The following is a 20167-nucleotide window of genomic DNA, read 5'->3' as shown; positions in this document are numbered from 1 at the left end:
AATCGCGAGATTCATCGCCATTCATCCCCGGCGGGTTTATGAGCTCAGGCTGAGACCAGCGGCGATCCCGCAACGTCATCGGCAACATCAGGACACACGGCCATTTCTGAGTGTTCCAGACGTCAATAGAAGCTCACTCCCTTTTGATACCTGATTAGCCGCCCGGAGTGCTCCATGCCAGATTACCGCTCGAAAACATCCACCCACGGCCGCAACATGGCCGGCGCCCGCGCACTGTGGCGCGCCACCGGGATGAAAGATGACGACTTCAAGAAGCCGATCATCGCCATTGCCAACTCCTTCACCCAGTTCGTACCGGGCCACGTTCACCTGAAGGACCTGGGCCAGCTGGTTGCTCGCGAGATCGAACGCGCTGGCGGCGTCGCGAAAGAATTCAACACCATCGCCGTGGACGACGGCATCGCCATGGGTCACGACGGCATGCTCTATTCGCTGCCGAGCCGCGAGATCATCGCCGACTCCGTCGAGTACATGGTCAACGCCCACTGCGCCGACGCCATCGTCTGCATCTCGAACTGCGACAAGATCACCCCGGGCATGCTGATGGCTGCGCTGCGCCTGAACATACCGGTGATCTTCGTCTCCGGCGGTCCGATGGAAGCCGGCAAGACCAAACTGGCCAGCCACGGTCTCGACCTTGTCGACGCCATGGTGATCGCCGCCGACTCCAGCGCTTCTGACGAGAAGGTTGCCGAGTACGAGCGCAGCGCCTGCCCGACCTGCGGTTCGTGCTCCGGCATGTTCACCGCCAACTCGATGAACTGCCTGACCGAAGCCCTGGGCCTTGCATTGCCGGGCAACGGTTCGACCCTGGCCACCCACAGCGATCGCGAACAGCTGTTCCTGCAGGCCGGCCGCACCATCGTCGAACTGTGCAAACGCTACTACGGCGAGAACGACGAATCGGTTCTGCCGCGCAACATTGCCAACTTCAAGGCGTTCGAGAACGCGATGATGCTCGACATCGCCATGGGCGGTTCGACCAACACCATCCTGCACTTGCTGGCCGCCGCCCAGGAAGCCGAGATCGACTTCGACCTGCGTGACATCGATCGTCTGTCGCGCAAGGTGCCGCAACTGTGCAAGGTCGCACCGAACATCCAGAAGTACCACATGGAAGACGTGCATCGCGCTGGCGGCATTTTCAGCATCCTCGGTTCGCTGGCCCGTGGCGGCCTGCTGCACACCGACTTGCCGACCGTGCACAGCCGCAGCATGGAAGAAGCCATCGCCAAGTGGGACATCACCCAGACCGACGATGAAGCCGTGCACCACTTCTTCAAGGCAGGCCCGGCCGGCATTCCGACGCAAACCGCGTTCAGCCAGTCGACCCGTTGGGAAACCCTGGACGACGACCGTGAAAACGGCTGCATCCGCAGCTTCGAACACGCCTATTCGAAAGAAGGCGGCCTGGCCGTGCTGTACGGCAACATCGCCCTGGATGGCTGCGTGGTGAAAACCGCCGGCGTCGATGAGTCGATCCACGTCTTCGAAGGCAACGCGAAGATTTTTGAAAGCCAGGACAGCGCCGTGCGCGGCATCCTCGCCGACGAAGTGAAGGAAGGCGACATCGTCATCATTCGCTACGAAGGCCCGAAAGGCGGCCCAGGCATGCAGGAAATGCTCTACCCGACCTCGTACCTGAAATCCAAAGGCCTGGGCAAAGCCTGCGCCCTGCTGACCGACGGCCGTTTCTCCGGCGGTACTTCCGGCCTGTCCATCGGCCACGCTTCGCCAGAAGCTGCGGCCGGCGGCGCGATCGGTCTGGTGCAGGACGGTGACAAGGTGCTGATCGACATTCCAAACCGCTCGATCAACCTGTTGATCAGCGACGAAGAACTGGCGGCACGCCGGGTCGAGCAGGACAAGAAAGGCTGGAAACCGGTCGAGAAGCGTCCACGCAAAGTGACCACGGCCCTCAAGGCCTACGCCCTGCTGGCGACCAGCGCCGACAAAGGCGCGGTGCGCAACAAGGCGATGCTCGACGGACTGTGATGCTTAACCGTCGTGCATAAAAATGCCCCGCCAAGTGCGGGGCATTTTTTTGCCTTCAGTTTGATCGTTCCCACGCTCTGCGTGGGAATGCAGCCCATGACGCTCCGCGTCACTGGACGCGGAGCGTCCCCGTAGGCATTCCCATGCGGACGGTTCGACGCCTCGACGTGGGAACGATCATCGTAGAAAGGTTTACTGGATTTCTTCCGGCTTCACGATCACCCAGTTCTTGTCCGCCGTCACCGGCAAACCTTCTTTCGCCTGGGCCGCTGCGTGCTTGGCCATCATGCCGTTGAGCTGGGTCATGTACTTGTCCTTGCGGTTGATCCACAGGTGAATACCGCCCTTGGCCACGTCCACATCGTGGAACAGCATGTAGCCGTCGCTGGTCGGCGTGTCGCCACCCACCAGGACCGGTTTTTTCCACTCGTCGATGTAGGTCAGGATCGCCGCGTGCTTGCCGGCCATCCAGGTCGCCGGGGTCCACAGGTACGGAGTCAGTTCGAGGCCGAGGTTGGCCTTCTCGTCATACTTGCCGGCGGTGATCTGCTTGCGCGCGGTGGTCAGTTCGCCGGTCTCGCGGTTCTTCAGCAACGTGGTCACGCCGATCACGTTCTGCGGTTTGACGTTGTAGCCATACTTCGGATCGGCCGCGACCATGCGCACCAGTTCTTCGGAGGCGGCGGTCATCACGTAGACCTCGATGCCGTTTTCCATCAACTTGTTGTACAGCTCTTTCTGGCCGGTGAAGATCTTCGGCGGGTTCACATCCAGATTCTTGACCACATCACCTTCGTAATAGGTCGTCGGCACCGGTTTGCCTGAGGCCATCAACTCATCGACGTAGCCCTTGAGTTCCTTGAGGGTGAAACCGGAAAACACCTGCGCGACCCATGGATAGCAAACCATGTCGTCGACTTCGCAGAGACGGTAGTAGTAGCTGAACAGGCTTTCCTTGTGGTCGGCGGTGTCCTTGAACGGCATCAGTTTCAGGGAAGGGTCGAGCTTGTCGCGGGTGATCAGGCCCTTGTTTTCCATGAACGGCAACAACGACTCTTCGAGGTCGTAGCGGTAACTGGTGTTGTCCATGTCGAACACCGCGTAGTTACCCTTGTTGGCATTGGCGGCGATCATCGCGTCCAGTGCCTTGGCCTGATCCGCCGGCCAGTGTTTCAGGTCGGTGGCGAATGCCTGAGTGACCAGGCCCATTCCCACAGTCAGTGCGACAGCCAGAAATTTCGGTGCAAACTTCATTGGCGCTTCTCCCTGGGTCAAAGAAATCGACGCTAACAAATAAATGTGACAGTCCCCGTCTGTCAGCGACCATCCGCGTCCGTTTCGCGCCAGTTGCATCCCCGTGAGCGACACCCGCTTATTCCAAAACCGACGGACGACCTTTGATTTCGGTATTAAATCATTGGAAATCAAACTGTTAGGCTTGCCGGTTCGCAACAGCCCCGGAAGGTTGTTGGCACAGTCTTTTCTGGAGTTCTCATGAATCTGCCCCTGATTCTCAACTTGCTGGTGTTCCTTGCCCTGCTCTTCGGCCTGGCGCAAACCCGTCACACCACGTGGAGCCTGGCGAAAAAAGTCCTGCTCGCGCTGGTGCTGGGCGTGGCATTCGGCGTCGCGCTGCACACGATCTACGGTGCCGGCAACCCGGTGCTGAAAGCCTCGATCGGCTGGTTCGACCTGGTCGGCAACGGTTACGTGCAACTGCTGCAAATGATCGTGATCCCGCTGGTGTTTGCCTCGATCCTCAGCGCCGTGGCCCGTCTGCACAACGCTTCGTCGCTGGGCAAGATCAGCTTCCTGACCATCGGCACGCTGCTGTTCACCACCGCGATTGCCGCGCTGATCGGCATCGGCCTGACCAACCTGTTCGGCCTGACCGCCGAAGGCCTGGTCGCCGGGACGCAGGAAATGGCCCGCCTGCAAACCATTCAGACCGACTATGCCGGCAAGGTCGCCGACCTGAATGTGCCGCAATTGCTGCTGTCGTTTATCCCGCAGAACCCGTTCGCCGACCTGGCGCGGGCCAAGCCGACCTCGATCATCAGCGTGGTGATTTTCGCTGCGTTCCTGGGGGTTGCCGCGCTGCAACTGCTCAAGGATGACGTCGAGAAAGGTCAGAAAGTGATCAACGCCATCGACACCCTGCAAGCCTGGGTAATGCGCCTGGTGCGTCTGGTCATGAAGCTGACCCCGTACGGCGTGCTGGCACTGATGACCAAAGTGGTTGCCGGTTCCAACCTGCAGGACATCATCAAGCTCGGCAGTTTCGTGGTGGTGTCGTACCTCGGTCTGGGCCTGATGTTTGTGGTGCACGGCCTGCTGGTGTCGGCGGCCGGGATCAACCCGCTGCGTTTCTTCCGCAAGATCTGGCCGGTGCTGACCTTCGCCTTCACCAGCCGCTCCAGCGCGGCGAGCATTCCACTGAGCATCGAAGCGCAGACCCGTCGTCTGGGCATTCCGCAATCGGTGGCAAGTTTCGCCGCTTCGTTCGGCGCGACCATCGGCCAGAACGGTTGCGCCGGTCTGTACCCGGCGATGCTGGCGGTGATGGTTGCGCCAACCGTCGGCATCAACCCGCTGGATCCGCTGTGGATCGCGACGCTGGTGGCGATTGTTACCTTAAGTTCGGCCGGTGTGGCGGGCGTGGGGGGCGGTGCGACCTTCGCCGCGCTGATCGTGCTGCCGGCCATGGGCTTGCCGGTTTCGCTGGTGGCGTTGCTGATTTCGGTCGAGCCGCTGATCGACATGGGTCGCACGGCGCTGAACGTGAGTGGTTCGATCACCGCCGGTGCGATTACCAGCCAGGTGATGCAGCAGACCGACAAGGCCCTGCTGGATGCCGATGAGCATGCGGAACTGGCTCAGGCTTGATTGACGTTGTGGCGAGGGAGCGTGCTCCCTCGCTGATCGTTCCCACGCTCCGCGTGGGAATGCAGCCCGTGACGCTCTGCGTCACTGGACGCGGAGCGTCCCTAGAGGCATTCCCACGCAGGAGCGTGGGAACGATCGAGATTCAGGCTTTTTCCCAGACTTCGAAGTTGTAAGCCGGTTTGTCGCCTTCAGCCGGATTCGGCACGTTCGACACCAATTTCCACTGGTTCAGATCGAACTCCGGAAACCACGCATCGCCTTCCGGGCTCAGTGCCACACGGGTCAGATACAGACGATCCGCCTGCGCCAGTCCCTGCGCATACAGTTGCGCCCCGCCAATCAGCATCAACTCATCGACGCCCTGCTCTTTCGCCCAAGCTTCGGCGCGAACCACGGCCGCTTCCAGCGATGGATAGACTTCGGCGCCTTCCAGCACCAGATCCTGCTGACGGCTGACTACGATGTTCAAACGGCCCGGCAATGGACGACCGAGGGAGTCCCAGGTCTTGCGACCCATGATGATCGGCTTGCCGAGCGTCGTGGCCTTGAAGTATTTGAAGTCCCCCGGCAAGTGCCAGGGCATGCTGTTGTCGACGCCGATCACGCGGTTTTCACCGAGGGCTGCGATCAGGCTGAGGGGGAGAGATTTAGTCATGCCGGCGAGGATACCAGAGCCGCGCTTACCCCGATAAGCGCCACAGCGGTTATGCTCACGGCTCAATCAAGCAACGGGATGCCGCGTGACTGAACTGACTCCACTGCAAAACCTCTGGCTCACCGAAACCGTGCGCCTGCGCGAAGAACACGCAGGCCCGCTGGACGATCCGGAAGCCAATCGCCTGGCCCGCGCGGCCGGCGGCGATCTGCCCGGACGCATTCAACGCCGCGCCCTGTGGCTGGCCGAGCGCGATGGCCTGACCTCGGCGCTCAAGCACTGGCTGCAAGGCGCGCGCCTGGCGCTGGTGTTGTTGGCGATCTTCGCGGTACTGAGCGGCGCCGGCCTGGCCTTCGCCGCACTGGGCCAGACCCCGGTCAATGTGTTCTGGGCGCTGGGCAGCCTGCTCGGGCTGAACCTGATCCTGCTGTTGAGCTGGGCGCTGGGGCTGATCTTCGCTGGCGAACATGGCGCCACTCTCGGCCGCTTGTGGCTGTGGCTCAGTGAAAAACTCGCCCGCGACGCCAAGGCTGCGCAACTGGCGCCGGCCCTGCTGCTGATGCTGCAGCGCCGGAAACTCAATCGCTGGGCGCTCGGCACGCTGGTCAATGGCCTGTGGTTGCTGGCAATGCTCAGCGCGCTGGTTTTGCTGCTGACGCTGATGGCGACCCGGCGCTACGGCTTCGTCTGGGAAACCACGATTCTCAGCGCCGACACGTTCATCAACATGACTCAGGCCCTCGGCGCCTTGCCGGCGCTGCTGGGCTTTAACGTGCCCACGGTCGAAATGATCCGCGCCAGCGGTGACACCGCGCTGAACATCGAAAGCGCCCGTCAGGCCTGGGCGACCTGGCTGGTCGGCGTGCTGGTGGTGTACGGCGTGCTGCCGCGTCTGCTGTTGGCGCTGTTCTGCTTCTGGCGTTGGAACAGCGGCAAGGCTGCGCTGCGTCTGGACCTGAACCTGCCCGGATACGCCCAGTTGCGCGAACGCCTGATGCCGACCAGCGAACGTCTCGGCATCACCGATCCCGAGCCTGCGCAATTGCATCGCGTCGAAAGCACCGTCGGCGAACACGCCAGCGATGGCGCGTTACTCGTGGCCATCGAACTCGATGATCAACACCCATGGCCGCCGACGCTGCCGAAAAACGTCAGCAACGCCGGCATCCTCGACAGCCGTGAATCGCGCAACAAACTGCTCGAACAACTCAGCCGCTTCCCGCCGGCGCGCCTGGCGATCGCCTGCGACCCAAGGCGTTCGCCGGATCGCGGCAGCCTGGCGCTGATTGCCGAGTTGGCGCGCAATGCCGCCGCCACCCGCGTCTGGCTGATGCAGGCGCCGCAAGGACAAGCACTGGACGCCGAACGCCTCGGCGACTGGCATGTGGCTCTGCAACAACTCGAACTGCCGTTTGCCGATTGCGCCCCGTTGAACTGGCTGGAGCACGGACATGACTGATGCCTGGAAAGCGCCGCTGAAACTGGCGGTAGTCGGCCACACCAACGTCGGCAAGACTTCACTGTTGCGCACCCTGACCCGCGATGTCGGCTTCGGCGAAGTCTCCCATCGCCCAAGCACCACGCGGCATGTCGAAGGCGCGCGGCTGTCGGTGGATGGCGAGCCGTTGCTCGACCTCTACGACACGCCGGGCCTGGAAGACGCCATCGCCCTGCTGGATTTTCTCGAGCGCCTGGAACGCCCCGGTGAACGCCTCGACGGCCCGGCGCGATTGGCGCGGTTTCTCGACGGCAGCGAAGCGCGCCAGCGTTTCGAACAGGAAGCCAAAGTGCTGCGGCAACTGCTCGCCTCCGATGCCGGCCTGTACGTGATCGACGCCCGCGAACCGGTGCTGGCCAAATACCGCGACGAACTGGAAGTACTGGCCAGTTGCGGCAAGCCGTTGCTGCCGGTGCTGAATTTCGTCAGCAGCGCCAACCACCGCGAGCCGGACTGGCGCGAAGCACTGGCGCGTCTCGGCCTGCATGCGCTGGTGCGTTTCGACAGCGTCGCCCCGCCCGAGGATGGCGAGCGGCGGCTATATGAAAGCCTCGCCCTGTTGCTGGAAAACGCCCGCCCACAACTTGAACGCCTGATCGCCGATCAACAGGCCCAGCGCCTCGCCCGCGAGCAAAGCGCCGCACGCCTGATTGCCGAATTGCTGATCGACTGCGCCGCGTGCCGACGCAGTGTGGCGAGCAACGCCGAACAGGAACAACAAGCCATCAGCGAATTGCGCAAAGCCGTGCGTCAGCGCGAACAACGCTGCGTCGAAGCGCTGCTCAAGCTCTACGCCTTCCGCCCACAGGACGCCGCCGCGAGTGATCTGCCGTTGCTCGACGGGCGCTGGGGCGATGACCTGTTCAACCCGGAAACCCTCAAGCAGCTCGGCGTGCGGGTCGGCGGTGGAATCGCCGCCGGTGCCGCAGCCGGTGCGGGTGTGGATCTGCTGGTCGGCGGCATTACGCTCGGCGCTGCCGCTCTGGCCGGTGCCATTGCCGGTGGCGCCCTGCAAACCGCCCGCAGCTATGGCAATCGCCTGCTCGGCAAGATCAAAGGCCAGCGAGAACTGACGGTCGACGATAACGTGCTGCGCCTGTTGGCCCTGCGTCAGCGGCAATTGCTGCAAGCGCTGAACGCCCGAGGCCATGCGGCGCTGGACAGCATTCAGGTGGCAACGCCGCAGGACAAGACCTGGCGCGAAGGCAAGTTGCCGGAGGCGCTGAACAAGGCGCGGGCGCATCCGCAGTGGTCTTCGCTGAACCCGCATCCGAAGCTGAATCAGACGGAGCGGCAGGAAGAGATTGAGTCTTTGGCCACAGAGCTGTAGTGCCTGATCCGCCGTCTTCGCGAGCAAGCTCGCTCCCACAGGTACTTTGAGCGTTCACAGGATCTGTGTTTACCAAAGATCTTTGTGAGAGCGAGCAAGCTCGCGAATGCAGCAGCCCGGTCCAAAGACTTACACAGCAAGCAACCGCGCTGCCTTGCCCTTCAGCACGCCCAGATCCATCACCGGCACGGCCATTTCCTTCGCCAGCTCATCCCACCGGCGCATCCGCAGGCTGACGGCACACAACGGATCCTGCTCGAACGCATCGGCTTCAGCCTCGGTCATCACCCCGCCCTGATAGTCCAGGGTGCGGCGACTGGCTTCGCTCAAGCGCTCGTAATAGCCCGACTCCCTGAGCGTCAGATAGCGCTTGGCCTGGACGTGATACTCGACCAGCCGCGCCAGGCGCTCGCTGAATCCGGCCTCGCGCAAATAATCCGCGCCGAGGCGTTCGTGGCTGACCACGCCGTAACCACCCATGTTCTCCGCACCTTCGGCACACAAATGGCCGATGTCGTGGAAGAACGCGGCGAGCACCACTTCGTCGTCGAAGCCTTCGGCGATGGCCAGTTGCGCCGCCTGGGACATGTGTTCGATCTGCGATACCGGTTCGCCGATGTAGTCGCTGGCGCCGAAGCGCTCATAGAGGCCGAACACCCGGTCGATGACTTGCTCGTGACTCAACATCAGTTCTCTCCCAAAAGCTGTGCGACATTGCGCTCGGCCATGGCCGGGCCGACGCTCATACCGACGCCGCTGTGCATCAGCGCCACACTCAGCCCCGGCGCCGGGCGCAGGAACGAAAACGGCCCCGGCCCCCGGGAACCATAGACACCCTGCCAGCGCTCGACCACTTGCACCTTGCAACCGAGAGTCTGCTCGGCCAGTTCGAGCATCCAGTTGTCCACCTGCTCGGCGTTGAACGGCGACGGATCGCTGCCGTAATGGTGCGAATCGCCGATGATCAGCTCGCCATAGGGCGTCGGGCTGATCAAAAGGTGGATGCCGTTTTCCTGCAAGTGCGGTTGTTCGCGCAGGATTTGCGCCTGCACCGCCGACGCTTCCGGCAAGTCAGCGAAGGCGCCGTAGTGCACGCAGCTGAGGCCGGTGAGCAAGGCATGTTGCAAGTTCAGGTCGATTTGCGGCCGGACGCGAAGCATTTGCAGGCGGCAGATTTGCGGGTCGAGGGCGGCAATCGGTTCGGCCAGCAAGGTCTGATAATCATGGCCGGAGCAGACGATGATCTGCTCGGCGGTGAAGGTGCCGGCCGTACTGTGCAGGCGTCCCGGTTCGACGTCGCGCACCAGCGTCGAGAAGTGAAACCCGACGTTGAGTTCGCGGCGCAGGTATTGGATCAGCGCCGGAATTGCTTCCCGGGAATACAGTTGTTGATCGTCCATCCCGTGCAGCGCGGCGCGGTGATGGCTGAACTGGCCGCCATACAGATCGCGCAGCGCGGCACCGCGTAGCAGCTCGACGCGGTAGTCGTGCTCGACGGCGCGCCCGGCGCAGAAGGCTTCGAGCAAGTGTTCTTCGGCCTCGGTGCGGGCGAACAGGTACGAGCCGTTGCGCTTGAGTTGGAGGCCGGCGAGCTGCGCCCACTGGCCCCAGATTTCGCGGCTGGCCTTGGCCAGCTCCAGCATCGGGCCCGGTGGCTGGCCGGTGACCAGCGCCTGGCCGAAGTTGCGTACCGAGGCGCCGAGAGGCGTGGCAGTGCGCTCGAAAACCGTGACCCTGAGACCGCGCCGGGCGGCGGCGTAAGCGTGGGACAGGCCCAGGATGCCGGCGCCGACGATCAGCAAGTCTTTGTGGTGTGTCATGCAGCCCCCAATGATCGTTCTCGCGTCCAGGCGCTTCTCGTTCCCACGCTCTGCATGGGAATGCAGCCAAGGACGCTCCGCGTCCTCTGTGACGCAGAGCGTCACGGTATTCATTCCCACGCGGAGCGTGGGAACGAGCGGGCAAGAAGATTTACTTGGCGGCGATTTTCTCGGACTTGCCGTCATAGCGCTTGCGCCATTCGGTCAGGATCTCGTCGCGGTTCTTCGAGGCCCAGGCGAAGTCGTTCTTGATCAGGCGCTGCTCGTAGTCGGCCGGCAGTTCGGTCTGCGGCTTGGCGATGCCCGGCTGGGCGAGGACGGCGAAGTTTTCCTTGTACAGGTCCATCGCCGGGGCGCTGGCGGAGAAGTCGGCCAGTTTCTTCGCGGCCTCTTCATGCGGCGTGCCTTTGATCACGGCAGTCGCTTCGATCTCCCAGCCCAGGCCCTCTTTCGGCAGGATGATGTCCAGCGGCGCGCCCTGACGCTTCAGCTGAACGGCCGGGTACTCAAAGGAAATCCCGATCGGGAATTCGCCCGCTGCCGCCAGTTTGCAAGGCTTGGAACCGGAGTGAACGTACTGGCCGATGTTCTGGTGCAGACCGTCCATGTAAGCCCAGCCCTGTTTCTCGCCGAAGGTTTGCAGCCAGGCGCTGACGTCCAGAAAACCGGTGCCGGACGAGGCCGGGTTCGGCATCACGATCTTGCCTTTGTACTCAGGCTTGGTCAGGTCTTGCCAGCTCACCGGTTTGGTCAGGCCCTGCTTTTCGGCTTCGACGGTGTTGAAGCAAATGGTCGCGGCCCAGACGTCCATGCCGACCCAGGCTGGCGGGTTGGCGGCGTCGCGGTAGTTTGCGCCGATCTTGCCCAGGTCCTTCGGCGCATAGCTTTGCAGCATGCCCTGTTGATCGAGGATTGCCAGGCTCGACGCCGCCAGGCCCCACACCGCGTCGGCCTGCGGGCGATCCTTTTCGGCCAGCAGTTTGGCGGTGATGATCCCGGTGGAATCACGCACCCACTTGATCTCGACGTCCGGGTTGGCTTTTTCGAAGGCCTCTTTGTAGGACTTCAACTGCTCGGCTTCGAGGGCGGTGTACACCGTCAACTCGGTTTTTGCCGCGAAGGCATTCAGGCTGAAAGTAGCGAGCACAGCAGCGGCCAGGGCCATAGGCTTGAACATGATCGTTTTCCTGTAGGTGAGTTGAGCGATAGGGGACAAGTCGTGGATCAGTGGCCGGGCGCCGTTTGCCGCCAGGCCTGGGAACGGCGCAGCAAGCCGCGCGAAGCCCACGCCAGCAGCAAGGACACGCCCGCCGAGGTGAACAGAATCAGGGTCGACATCGCCGCCGCGCCGCCGACGTTGCCGGCGTCATCCATGTTCAGTACCGCCACCGCCGCGAGGATGGTGTCGGGGCTGTAGAGGAAAATCGCGGCGGACACGGTGGTCATGGCCGAGACGAACAGGTAGCGCACGATGTCCAGCAGCGCCGGCAGGCAGATCGGCACGGTGACCCGCAGGTAATGTCGGTACAGCGGCGCCTTGAGCGACAGCGCGGCGGCTTCGAACTCGGCGTCGAGCTGACGCAGCGCGGTGGTGGCGGTCATCTGCGCAGTGGTCAAATAATGAGCAATGGTGCAGACGATCAGCAGGGTCATGGTCCCGTAGAGCACGTGCAGCGGGTTGCCGGTCAGGTTGAAAAAGAAGACGTAACCCAGACCGAGCACCAGCCCCGGTACCGCCATCGGTACGAAACTGAGCATGCGCAGTGTCAGATTCAGCCCGCGCTGGCTGCGGGTCTTTTCCATCAGGTAGGCGCCGGTGAAGATCAGCACACTGCCGATCAACGCCGTGCCCAGCGCCATCTTCAAACTGTTGCCGTAGGCCAGCCAGCCACCGCCGGCGGTCTCGTTGAACTGATAGTGGTTGAGCGACAGCGACAGGTTGTACGGCCAGAACTTCACCAGCGACGAGAACACCGCCATGCCGAACACCAGCAGCAACGAGGCGCTGATCAGCAGGACAACGGCGAGATAAAAGGCATCACGCTTCTTCGACGGCGCCGGTTTGAACACCTGGGCGCGGCCGCTTATGGAGTCGCCGTGACGACGACGCAACCAGGCATCGACGCCGAAGCTGAACAGCGCCGGCAGCAGCAGAACCATGCCGATCAACGCACCGCGACCGAATTGCTGCTGGCCGACCACGGCTTTGTAGGCTTCCAGCGCCAGCACCTGATAGTCGCCACCGACCACCACCGGTACACCGAAATCGGTGATGGTCAGGGTGAACACCAGACAGAACGCGGCGAACACGGCCTGACGGGTCGCCGGCCAGGTGATGCTGCGAAAGGCTTTCGCGGGACTGGCGCCCATGCTCGACGCAGCGTCGAACAGTCGTGCATCCGCCAGTGACAGGGCTGACAGCAAAATCATCAAGGCATGTGGGAAGGTGTAGATCACCTCACCCAGAACAATCCCCCAGAAACCGTAGATGTTGTCCGAGAGCAGTCCGCGCAGCATGCCCTGATTGCCGAACAGATAGACCAGCGCGATCCCCGGCAACATCGACGGCGCCATCAATGGCAGCAACGAAATCCCACGCCAGATGCCCTTTGCCGGAATCAATGTGCGCTGCAAGGCGTAAGCAAACAGGTAGGCCAGCGGTACGACGATGGCCGCGACGCTGAGGGAAACTTTCAGGCTGTTGCCGAGCAGCCAGTGGAAATTGTCGCTGGTCACCAGTTCCTTCGCGGCGAGCCAGCCACCGCCCTGCCCGGCTTCGCTGCTGAAGCCGCGCCAGAAGATCGCCAGCAATGGCAACAGCACCGCCACACCGAGCAGCACCAGCAGCAGGAGTTTGCCGCCGAGGACGAAGATCCGGTCGCCGACCTCGGCCCCGGACACCTGCCGCGCCTGCTTTTGCGGTAGTGGCAGTGCGAGGTTGCTGTTCATCAGGCAAACACCTGCAGGCTGCGGGGCGGCAAAGCAACCATGATCTGCTGGGCGCCGAGGCGCGGCATGGCTTCCGGCGCCAGTTCGGCGAGCAAGGCATGACCGGGCAATTGATCGAGCTCGAAGCTCATGCGGCAGCGATTGCCGAGGAAGGTGATCTCGCGGACCCTGGCCGGGAACAGGTTTTCCTCATGCACCAGCGGATTGACGTTGATCGCTTCCGGGCGGCAGAACAGTCGGCCCGACGGACTGTGGACGCTGCCGTCGGCCAGGCGCAGGTCCATCCCGCCAACCTTGGCGTGGCCGTCGCTGCTGCGCTGGAACGGCAGCCAGTTGCCCTGGCCGACAAACTCGGCCACGAACGGTGTGGCCGGGCGGTTGTAGATTTCCTGCGGGGTGGCGTACTGCTCGACCTTGCCGTTGTTCATCACCGCAATCCGGTCGGCCATCAGCATGGCCTCGTCCTGATTGTGCGTGACCATCAGGGTGGTGATGCCGAGGTTGCGTTGCAGTTGGCGCAGCTCGGTGCACAGATGCTCGCGCACCCGGGCATCGAGGGCCGACATCGGTTCGTCGAGCAACAGCAGCGACGGCGCGGGGGCCAGGGCTCGGGCCAGGGCTACACGTTGTTGCTGGCCGCCGGACAACTGGCCCGGGTACTTTTTCTCACTGCCGCTGAGGCCGACCAGTTCCAGCATCTGACCGACACGACGGCGCACTTCATCGCGACCACTGCCGGCGAGGCCGTAGGCAATGTTCGCTTCGACGGTCAGATTGGGAAACAGCGCGTAGGACTGAAACAGAATGCCGTAGTCCCGAGCCTGTGGCGCGAGGTGGGAAACGTCGCGCTCACCGAGGTACAACTCGCCGCTGTCCTGCTTCTCCAGACCGGCGATGCAACGCAACAGCGTGGTCTTGCCACAGCCCGACGGGCCGAGCAGGCACACCAGCTCACCGGCCGCGACATCGAGGGAGACATTATCCAGCGCGGTGAAGGCGCCGAAGCGCTTCTGCACGCCACGCACTTTCATCGGTGCGCCGGGGTTGGTCAGGGCAGTTGCGATTGCAGGGTTCATGGACAGGCCTCATCAAGCGGATGAGGCAGATCCTAGAGTTGTAATGCGTCGGTCATATGGCAACGAGGCAAAAACGACCGATAGTGGTATTCAGGGATTTTGGTTCCCCGCGGATCGTTCCCACGCTCTGCGTGGGAATGCAGCCCGGGACGCTCCGCGTCCCAAGAGCGGACGCAGAGCGTCCAATGAGGCATTCCCACGCAGAGCGTGGGAACGATCATTACGATCAGGCCGGGGACATTTCCTGCGCCAGTCCAAGAAACGCTGCCGGCAACCGGGCGCTCTTGCGCTCCTTGAGGCAGTAGAGGTATTCGGGAATCTGCGGTGCATTCTCCAGAGTCAGCACCCGCAATTGCGGATCATGCGGCACTTCCTGACGGGCGATGATGCTGATGCCGATATTGCGCAGCACCGCTTCGCGGATCGACTCGCGGCTGCCGATCTCCAGCAACGGCCCGAAACTGACGCCGGCGCCGGCCAGCAACTCTTCGGTCAGGCGACGGGTGGTCGAGCCGGATTCACGCATCAGCAAGGTATGCCCGGCCAGCGCACTCAGCGCTACATGGTCGTGCGCTGCCAGCGGATGATTGCGATGCACCGCCAGCACCAGCGGATCGCTGCCGAGCACTCTACGGATCAACCGCGCATCGTCGAGCAGCTGCGACGACGCCGCGACATCCACCCGATAGTCCTCCAGCGCTTCGAGCACCTGCTGCGAGTTGCCGATTTCCACCGACACTTCCACCTGCGGCAGTCGCTCACGGAAGGTCTTCACCAGATCGAGGATGTAATACGGCGCGGTGGCAGCGATACGCAGCGTGCCCTGCACCTGACCACTGTTGCGCAGGAAGAACTCGATATCGGCCTCCTGCTGCAACAGCGCCTTGACCATCGGCAACAGCCGCGCGCCTTCGTCGCTGACACTCAGGCGCCGGCCGCCACGGTAGAACAGTTCCACCGAATACTGGCTTTCCAGATTGCGGATCTGGGTGGTCACGGTCGGTTGGCTGAGGCCGAGCTTTTTTGCCGCCAGCGTGATGCTGCCCAGACGGGCCACCATGTAAAACGCTTTCAGCTCGGCACTCAGCACAACCGTCCCTCTTCCTCTACTTGCGCAACAGGCGCAAACCGTTGAACACCACCAGCAGGCTCACGCCCATGTCGGCAAACACCGCCATCCACATGGTGGCGAGCCCGGCGAAGGTTACCCCAAGAAAGATCGCTTTGATCACCAGTGCCAGCGCGATGTTCTGTTTCAGGATAGCGGCGGTATGGCGCGACAGGCTGATGAAGGCCGGAATCTTGCGCAGATCGTCGTCCATCAGGGCGACATCGGCGGTTTCGATCGCTGTATCGGTACCGGCCGCCGCCATCGCAAACCCGATCTCGGCCCGAGCCAGCGCCGGCGCATCGTTGATGCCGTCGCCGACCATGCCGACTCGACGGCCCTGCGCGTACAGATCTTCGATGGCTTGCAGTTTGTCGGTCGGCAACAAGTCGCCCTTGGCCTGATCGATCCCGACCTGCGCCGCAATCGCCTGGGCGGTGTGGACGTTGTCGCCGGTCAGCATCAGGGTTTTCACGCCCAGATCATGCAACTGGCGGATCGCCTCGCGGCTGGTTTCCTTGACCGTGTCGGCTACGGCGAACAGCGCCAGCGGGCCGGAACGGTCGAGCAGCAACACCACGGACTTGCCCTGTTTCTCCAGCGCGAACAGCTTTTCTTCCAGTTGCGGCGAGCACAGACCCAGCTCTTCGACCAGTCGGTGGTTGCCCAGGTGGTAGGCCTGACCGTTGACCTCACCTTTCACACCGCGCCCGGCCAGCGCTTCGAAGTTATCCACAGCCAGGGTCGCGAAGCCTTTATCCACAGCCGCGTTGGCGATGGCCAGCGAGACCGGGTGATCGGAACGCCCGGCCAACGCGGCGGCAATCGCCGGAGCCGTGGCGTCGGCGGTCGGGTCGAGGGACAGGTAATCGGTCTGCACCGGCTTGCCGTGAGTGAGGGTGCCGGTCTTGTCGAGGGCCAGATAGTCGAGTTTGAAACCGCCCTCCAGGTACACGCCACCCTTGACCAGAATGCCTTTGCGCGCCGCCGCCGCGAGGCCGCTGACGATGGTCACCGGGGTGGAAATCACCAGCGCACACGGGCACGCGACGACCAGCAGCACCAGCGCACGGTAGATCCAGTCGAACCACGCGGCGCCCATGAACAGCGGCGGGATGATCGCCACGGCCAGGGCCAGGACGAAGACCACCGGGGTGTAGATTTTCGAGAACTGATCGACGAAGCGCTGGGTCGGTGCCCGCGCGCCTTGCGCCTGTTCTACGGCGTGGATGATCCGCGCCAGAGTGGAATTGTTCGCCGCTGCGGTCACCGCGTATTCCAGCGAACCAGCCTGGTTGATGGTGCCGGCAAACACTTTGTCGCCGACGGTTTTCTCAACCGGCAGGCTTTCGCCGGTGATCGGCGCCTGATCGATGGTCGAACTGCCGCTGACAACTTCACCGTCCAGCGCAATACGCTCGCCGGGTTTTACCCGCACGCGGGCGCCGATATCGACGCTTTTCACCTCCAGATCGACCCAGTTGCCGTCCGCCTGCAACACCGTCGCCCGCTCCGGCGTCATCTGCATCAGGCCGCTGATGGCGTTGCGCGCGCGATCCAGCGAGCGCGCTTCGATCAGCTCGGCCACAGTGAACAGGAACATCACCATCGCCGCTTCCGGCCACTGGCCGATCAACACCGCACCGGTTACGGCGATGCTCATCAGCGCGTTGATGTTGAGGTTGCGGTTCTTCAGGGCGATCCAGCCCTTTTTGTAGGTGGTGAGGCCACCGCTGAGGATCGAGATCAGCGCGATGATCGCTACCACCCAGGTCGGCGCAGCGCTGGTGAAGTGAATCACTTCGGCAGCCAGCGCACCGACGCCGGACAGCGCCAGCGGCCACCAGTGTTTTTTCACCGGAGCTGGCGCTGGTGCTTCAACGCCCGCCTCCAGCGGCTCGGCCTGCATGCCGAGGGATTTGATCGCGTCGATGATCGGCGCGGTGTCCGGCAGATTGTGGGTCACGCCGAGCACGCGGTTGATCAGGTTGAATTCCAGCTGCTGGATCCCGGTGAGTTTGCCGAGCCTGTTCTGGATCAGCGTCTGTTCGGTCGGGCAGTCCATTGCCTCGATGCGGAAACTGCTCAGCCGGGCGTCAGCGCTTTTCGCTTCGCTCAGTTGAATCAGCGACGGCGCCGCCGCTTTCGATGCACAGCAGGCATCAGCGCCGTGGTCGTGTTTATGCACAGGCTGCAATTTGTGGCGGTGGTCGTGTCCCGCGTGGGATTGGTGGGTGTGCTGGGAATCGCTCATTGGTCGCGTCCATGAAGGTGCCTGTTGCCAAGTAAAGACCCTGTAGCCACTATAGGGTCAAGCACCCTTTTGGAGATGGCCGTCATGAAAATCGGAGAACTGGCGAAACAGACCGATTGCGCCGTGGAAACCATCCGCTACTACGAGCGCGAAAACCTGCTGCCGGAACCGGCCCGCAGCGACGGCAACTACCGGGTCTACACACAGGCCCACGCCGAGCGCCTGACCTTCATCCGCAACTGCCGCACCCTCGACATGACCCTCGAAGAAATCCGCAGCCTGCTCGCCTTGCGCGACAGCCCGCAGGATCAGTGCGAAAGCGTGAATGCGCTGATCGACGAGCATATCCAGCACGTCAGGGCGCGGATCGACGGGCTACTGGCATTGCAGACGCAACTGCTCGACCTGCGACAGCGGTGTGGCGAAGGGCCGGAGGCGGATCAGTGCGGGATCCTGCAGCGGCTGGAGGTGAGTGGCGGGGTTGTGGCGGCGGAGGTTGAGCATTCGCATGTGGGCCGTAGTCACGGTCACTGAGCACACCACATAACACTGTGGGAGCGAGCTTGCTCGCGAAGGCGGAGTGTCAGTTGGTAAAAATATCGACTGACCCGACGCTTTCGCGAGCAAGCTCGCTCCCACAGTTTTTTACATTGCCTGTCAGACCGCCATCGGCGCGGTCATCGGCGCATGGTGCTCGTAGCCTTCCAGCGAGAAGTCGCTCGGCTCCACCATTTCCAGCCACTCCGGCTGATAAACACCGGTCTTCGCAAATTCCGGCACACGATCCGAAATCTTCAGCTTCGGCATGGCGAACGGCTCGCGCTTGAGCTGTTCGTTGAGCATGTCCAGGTGGTTTTCGTAGACGTGGGCGTCACCGATGAAATAAGTGAACCAGCGCGGCGTGTAGCCGGTCAGGCGACCGATCAGGCTCAGCAGCGCCGCGCCTTCGGTGAGGTTGAACGGCGTGCCCAGGCCCAGGTCGTTGGAGCGGATGTAGAGGGTCAGAGAGATCTCTTTGGTCTCGACATTCGGGTGGAACTGGTACAGCAGATGGCACGGCGGCAAGGCCATTTCATCGAGCTGGGCACAGTTCCAGCCGTGGAACAGGATGCGCCGGCTGCCCGGGTCCTTGATGATCGTGTCGACGCACTGGCGCACCTGATCGATGGCTTTGTACAAGACCACGTAGGCCTGGCCGTCTTCTTCGCCCTGGGCAATCTGCTTGTAGCCGTTGCTCAGGGTCTGTTCGATGGCGGCGGTGTTGCTCAGCGGAATCTGCTTGTAGGCCGGCCATTTGCGCCATTGCACGCCGTAGATTTCGCCGAGGTCGTCTTCACCCTGGCGGAACGGGTTGGCCAGCCACTGGGCGTTTTCGTTGGCGTTCTGATCCCAGACCTTGCAGCCCAGCGCACGGAATTCGGCGGCGTTGTTCACGCCACGCAGAAAGCCGCACATCTCGCCGATGGCCGATTTGAAGGCCATCTTGCGGGTGGTGATCGCCGGGAAACCTTCCTGCAGATCGAAGCGCAGCATGGCGCCCGGAAAGCTGATGGTGTTCACGCCGGTACGGTTGGCCTGTTTGGTGCCGTTGTTGATGACGTGCGACACCAGATCGAGATATTGCTTCATGAGTTACCTGTGTCCTTGAGCCCCGGCAAACATCGCCGGGGTTCGAATGTTTAAGCTGTCGGTGCAACCGGCGCCGCCGGGGCGCGGTGGTAGGCCAGCCAGATCAGGAACAGCCCGCCGATGATCATCGGTACGCAGAGTACCTGCCCCATGGTCAGCCAGTTCCAGGCCAGATAGCCCAGTTGCGCGTCCGGCACGCGAACGAATTCGACGATGAAACGGAAGATGCCGTAGAACAGCGCGAACATGCCGGAGACCGCCATGGTCGGCCGGGGCTTGCGCGAGAACAGCCAGAGGATCAGGAACAGCGCCACGCCTTCGAGCGCGAACTGATACAGCTGCGACGGGTGACGCGGCAGTTGCGCCGGGTCGCTGAACGGCGGAAACACCATGGCCCACGGCACGTCGGTGGCCTTGCCCCACAGCTCGGCGTTGATGAAGTTGCCGATGCGCCCGGCGCCCAGGCCGATCGGCACCATCGGCGCCACGAAGTCCATCAGCTGGAAGAACGACTTGCCGTTACGCTTGCCGAACCACAGCGCGGCCAGCATCACGCCGATGAAACCGCCGTGGAACGACATGCCGCCCTTCCACACCTCGAAAATCAGCGTCGGGTTGGCGATGTAGGCGCTCAGGTCGTAGAACAGCACATAGCCCAGACGTCCGCCGACAATCACCCCCATCGACAGCCAGAACACCAGATCGGAGAGTTTCTCCTTGGTCCAGGTCGGGTCGAAACGGTTGAGCCGGCGCGATGCCAGCAACCACGCGCCGCCGATGCCGACCAGGTACATCAGGCCGTACCAGTGGATTTTCAGCGGACCGATGGCCAGGGCCACCGGATCGATCTGCGGGTAAGGCAGCATTGCGACTCCTCGTTAGCATTCAAATCTTCAAAAATTCCCGGGCGACGCTGTCACCTCAGGATTAAGCCAGGATTGCGACC

General features: G+C 62.7%; 16 protein-coding genes. 5 read left to right on the top strand and 11 right to left on the bottom strand.

The window, feature by feature from the left end:
* The first annotated feature begins 174 nt into the window (after positions 1 to 174).
* Positions 175 to 2016, top strand: a complete 1842-nt coding sequence (gene ilvD / locus AC1MDC_RS09150) for a dihydroxy-acid dehydratase (protein WP_064380052.1) — start codon at positions 175 to 177, stop codon at positions 2014 to 2016.
* A 192-nt stretch (positions 2017 to 2208) separates the two neighbouring features.
* Here ilvD and AC1MDC_RS09145 read toward each other — a convergent pair whose 3' ends face one another.
* Positions 2209 to 3270, bottom strand: coding sequence for an HAD family hydrolase (locus AC1MDC_RS09145; RefSeq protein WP_085702925.1), 1062 nt, complete (start codon positions 3268 to 3270; stop codon positions 2209 to 2211).
* A 240-nt stretch (positions 3271 to 3510) separates the two neighbouring features.
* On the opposite strand from AC1MDC_RS09145, the gene AC1MDC_RS09140 reads away from it, so the two are divergent.
* Positions 3511 to 4902, top strand: coding sequence for an L-cystine transporter (locus AC1MDC_RS09140; RefSeq protein WP_064600151.1), 1392 nt, complete (start codon positions 3511 to 3513; stop codon positions 4900 to 4902).
* Positions 4903 to 5044: 142 nt separating this feature from the next.
* Here AC1MDC_RS09140 and AC1MDC_RS09135 read toward each other — a convergent pair whose 3' ends face one another.
* Positions 5045 to 5557, bottom strand: a complete 513-nt coding sequence (locus tag AC1MDC_RS09135; protein WP_085612000.1) for a dihydrofolate reductase — start codon at positions 5555 to 5557, stop codon at positions 5045 to 5047.
* A gap of 85 nt (positions 5558 to 5642) precedes the next feature.
* Here AC1MDC_RS09135 and AC1MDC_RS09130 point away from each other — a divergent pair, with 85 nt between their 5' ends.
* Complete coding sequence (locus AC1MDC_RS09130; RefSeq protein WP_480392881.1) at positions 5643 to 7016, top strand: DUF2868 domain-containing protein; 1374 nt, start codon at positions 5643 to 5645, stop codon at positions 7014 to 7016.
* Positions 7009 to 8385, top strand: a complete 1377-nt coding sequence (locus AC1MDC_RS09125) for a GTPase/DUF3482 domain-containing protein (protein ID WP_085697883.1) — start codon at positions 7009 to 7011, stop codon at positions 8383 to 8385. Before AC1MDC_RS09130 ends, AC1MDC_RS09125 begins: the two co-directional genes overlap by 8 nt.
* Positions 8386 to 8514: 129 nt before the next feature.
* Here AC1MDC_RS09125 and AC1MDC_RS09120 read toward each other — a convergent pair whose 3' ends face one another.
* From AC1MDC_RS09120 to AC1MDC_RS09090, 7 genes are all read right to left on the bottom strand, one after another.
* A complete protein-coding gene (locus AC1MDC_RS09120; protein ID WP_234206119.1) occupies positions 8515 to 9072 on the bottom strand; it encodes a phosphonate degradation HD-domain oxygenase in 558 nt (185 codons plus the stop codon).
* Positions 9072 to 10205, bottom strand: coding sequence for a TIGR03364 family FAD-dependent oxidoreductase (locus AC1MDC_RS09115; RefSeq protein WP_480392880.1), 1134 nt, complete (start codon positions 10203 to 10205; stop codon positions 9072 to 9074). The genes AC1MDC_RS09120 and AC1MDC_RS09115 overlap by 1 nt, the downstream gene beginning before the upstream one ends.
* Before the next feature lie 151 nt (positions 10206 to 10356).
* Complete coding sequence (locus AC1MDC_RS09110) at positions 10357 to 11382, bottom strand: putative 2-aminoethylphosphonate ABC transporter substrate-binding protein (RefSeq protein WP_480392879.1); 1026 nt, start codon at positions 11380 to 11382, stop codon at positions 10357 to 10359.
* A 47-nt stretch (positions 11383 to 11429) separates the two neighbouring features.
* A complete protein-coding gene (locus tag AC1MDC_RS09105) occupies positions 11430 to 13154 on the bottom strand; it encodes a putative 2-aminoethylphosphonate ABC transporter permease subunit (protein WP_480392878.1) in 1725 nt (574 codons plus the stop codon).
* The gene (locus AC1MDC_RS09100) at positions 13154 to 14230 is read right to left on the bottom strand and encodes a putative 2-aminoethylphosphonate ABC transporter ATP-binding protein (RefSeq protein ID WP_480392877.1); all 1077 of its coding nucleotides are present in this window, start codon (positions 14228 to 14230) and stop codon (positions 13154 to 13156) included. The genes AC1MDC_RS09105 and AC1MDC_RS09100 overlap by 1 nt, the downstream gene beginning before the upstream one ends.
* Positions 14231 to 14456: 226 nt before the next feature.
* The gene (locus tag AC1MDC_RS09095) at positions 14457 to 15320 is read right to left on the bottom strand and encodes a LysR family transcriptional regulator (RefSeq protein WP_085697889.1); all 864 of its coding nucleotides are present in this window, start codon (positions 15318 to 15320) and stop codon (positions 14457 to 14459) included.
* A 16-nt stretch (positions 15321 to 15336) separates the two neighbouring features.
* Positions 15337 to 17592: a heavy metal translocating P-type ATPase gene (locus AC1MDC_RS09090; protein ID WP_480392876.1), complete on the bottom strand. Its 2256-nt coding sequence runs from the start codon at positions 17590 to 17592 to the stop codon at positions 15337 to 15339.
* Between the two features lie 84 nt (positions 17593 to 17676).
* Here AC1MDC_RS09090 and cadR point away from each other — a divergent pair, with 84 nt between their 5' ends.
* Positions 17677 to 18126, top strand: a complete 450-nt coding sequence (gene cadR, locus AC1MDC_RS09085) for a Cd(II)/Pb(II)-responsive transcriptional regulator (protein ID WP_480392875.1) — start codon at positions 17677 to 17679, stop codon at positions 18124 to 18126.
* Positions 18127 to 18249: 123 nt separating this feature from the next.
* Here cadR and AC1MDC_RS09080 read toward each other — a convergent pair whose 3' ends face one another.
* Together AC1MDC_RS09080 and lgt are read right to left on the bottom strand one after the other, a co-directional pair.
* Positions 18250 to 19221, bottom strand: a complete 972-nt coding sequence (locus tag AC1MDC_RS09080; RefSeq protein WP_480392874.1) for a thymidylate synthase — start codon at positions 19219 to 19221, stop codon at positions 18250 to 18252.
* A gap of 50 nt (positions 19222 to 19271) precedes the next feature.
* Positions 19272 to 20087, bottom strand: a complete 816-nt coding sequence (lgt, locus tag AC1MDC_RS09075; protein WP_007953463.1) for a prolipoprotein diacylglyceryl transferase — start codon at positions 20085 to 20087, stop codon at positions 19272 to 19274.
* Between the last annotated feature and the right edge of the window lie 80 nt (positions 20088 to 20167).

The organism is Pseudomonas sp. 1 (genome assembly GCF_056626735.1).
This window is presented reverse-complemented; position numbering and strand designations above follow the sequence as displayed.

Coding starts and splice junctions, on each gene's coding strand:
- AC1MDC_RS09090 (WP_480392876.1), bottom strand. CDS start 17,592: ATGAGCGATTCCCAGCACACCCACCAATCCCACGCGGGACACGACCAC.
- AC1MDC_RS09120 (WP_234206119.1), bottom strand. CDS start 9,072: ATGTTGAGTCACGAGCAAGTCATCGACCGGGTGTTCGGCCTCTATGAG.
- lgt (WP_007953463.1), bottom strand. CDS start 20,087: ATGCTGCCTTACCCGCAGATCGATCCGGTGGCCCTGGCCATCGGTCCG.
- AC1MDC_RS09080 (WP_480392874.1), bottom strand. CDS start 19,221: ATGAAGCAATATCTCGATCTGGTGTCGCACGTCATCAACAACGGCACC.
- AC1MDC_RS09125 (WP_085697883.1), top strand. CDS start 7,009: ATGACTGATGCCTGGAAAGCGCCGCTGAAACTGGCGGTAGTCGGCCAC.
- ilvD (WP_064380052.1), top strand. CDS start 175: ATGCCAGATTACCGCTCGAAAACATCCACCCACGGCCGCAACATGGCC.
- AC1MDC_RS09110 (WP_480392879.1), bottom strand. CDS start 11,382: ATGTTCAAGCCTATGGCCCTGGCCGCTGCTGTGCTCGCTACTTTCAGC.
- AC1MDC_RS09145 (WP_085702925.1), bottom strand. CDS start 3,270: ATGAAGTTTGCACCGAAATTTCTGGCTGTCGCACTGACTGTGGGAATG.
- AC1MDC_RS09105 (WP_480392878.1), bottom strand. CDS start 13,154: ATGAACAGCAACCTCGCACTGCCACTACCGCAAAAGCAGGCGCGGCAG.
- cadR (WP_480392875.1), top strand. CDS start 17,677: ATGAAAATCGGAGAACTGGCGAAACAGACCGATTGCGCCGTGGAAACC.
- AC1MDC_RS09135 (WP_085612000.1), bottom strand. CDS start 5,557: ATGACTAAATCTCTCCCCCTCAGCCTGATCGCAGCCCTCGGTGAAAAC.
- AC1MDC_RS09140 (WP_064600151.1), top strand. CDS start 3,511: ATGAATCTGCCCCTGATTCTCAACTTGCTGGTGTTCCTTGCCCTGCTC.
- AC1MDC_RS09100 (WP_480392877.1), bottom strand. CDS start 14,230: ATGAACCCTGCAATCGCAACTGCCCTGACCAACCCCGGCGCACCGATG.
- AC1MDC_RS09115 (WP_480392880.1), bottom strand. CDS start 10,205: ATGACACACCACAAAGACTTGCTGATCGTCGGCGCCGGCATCCTGGGC.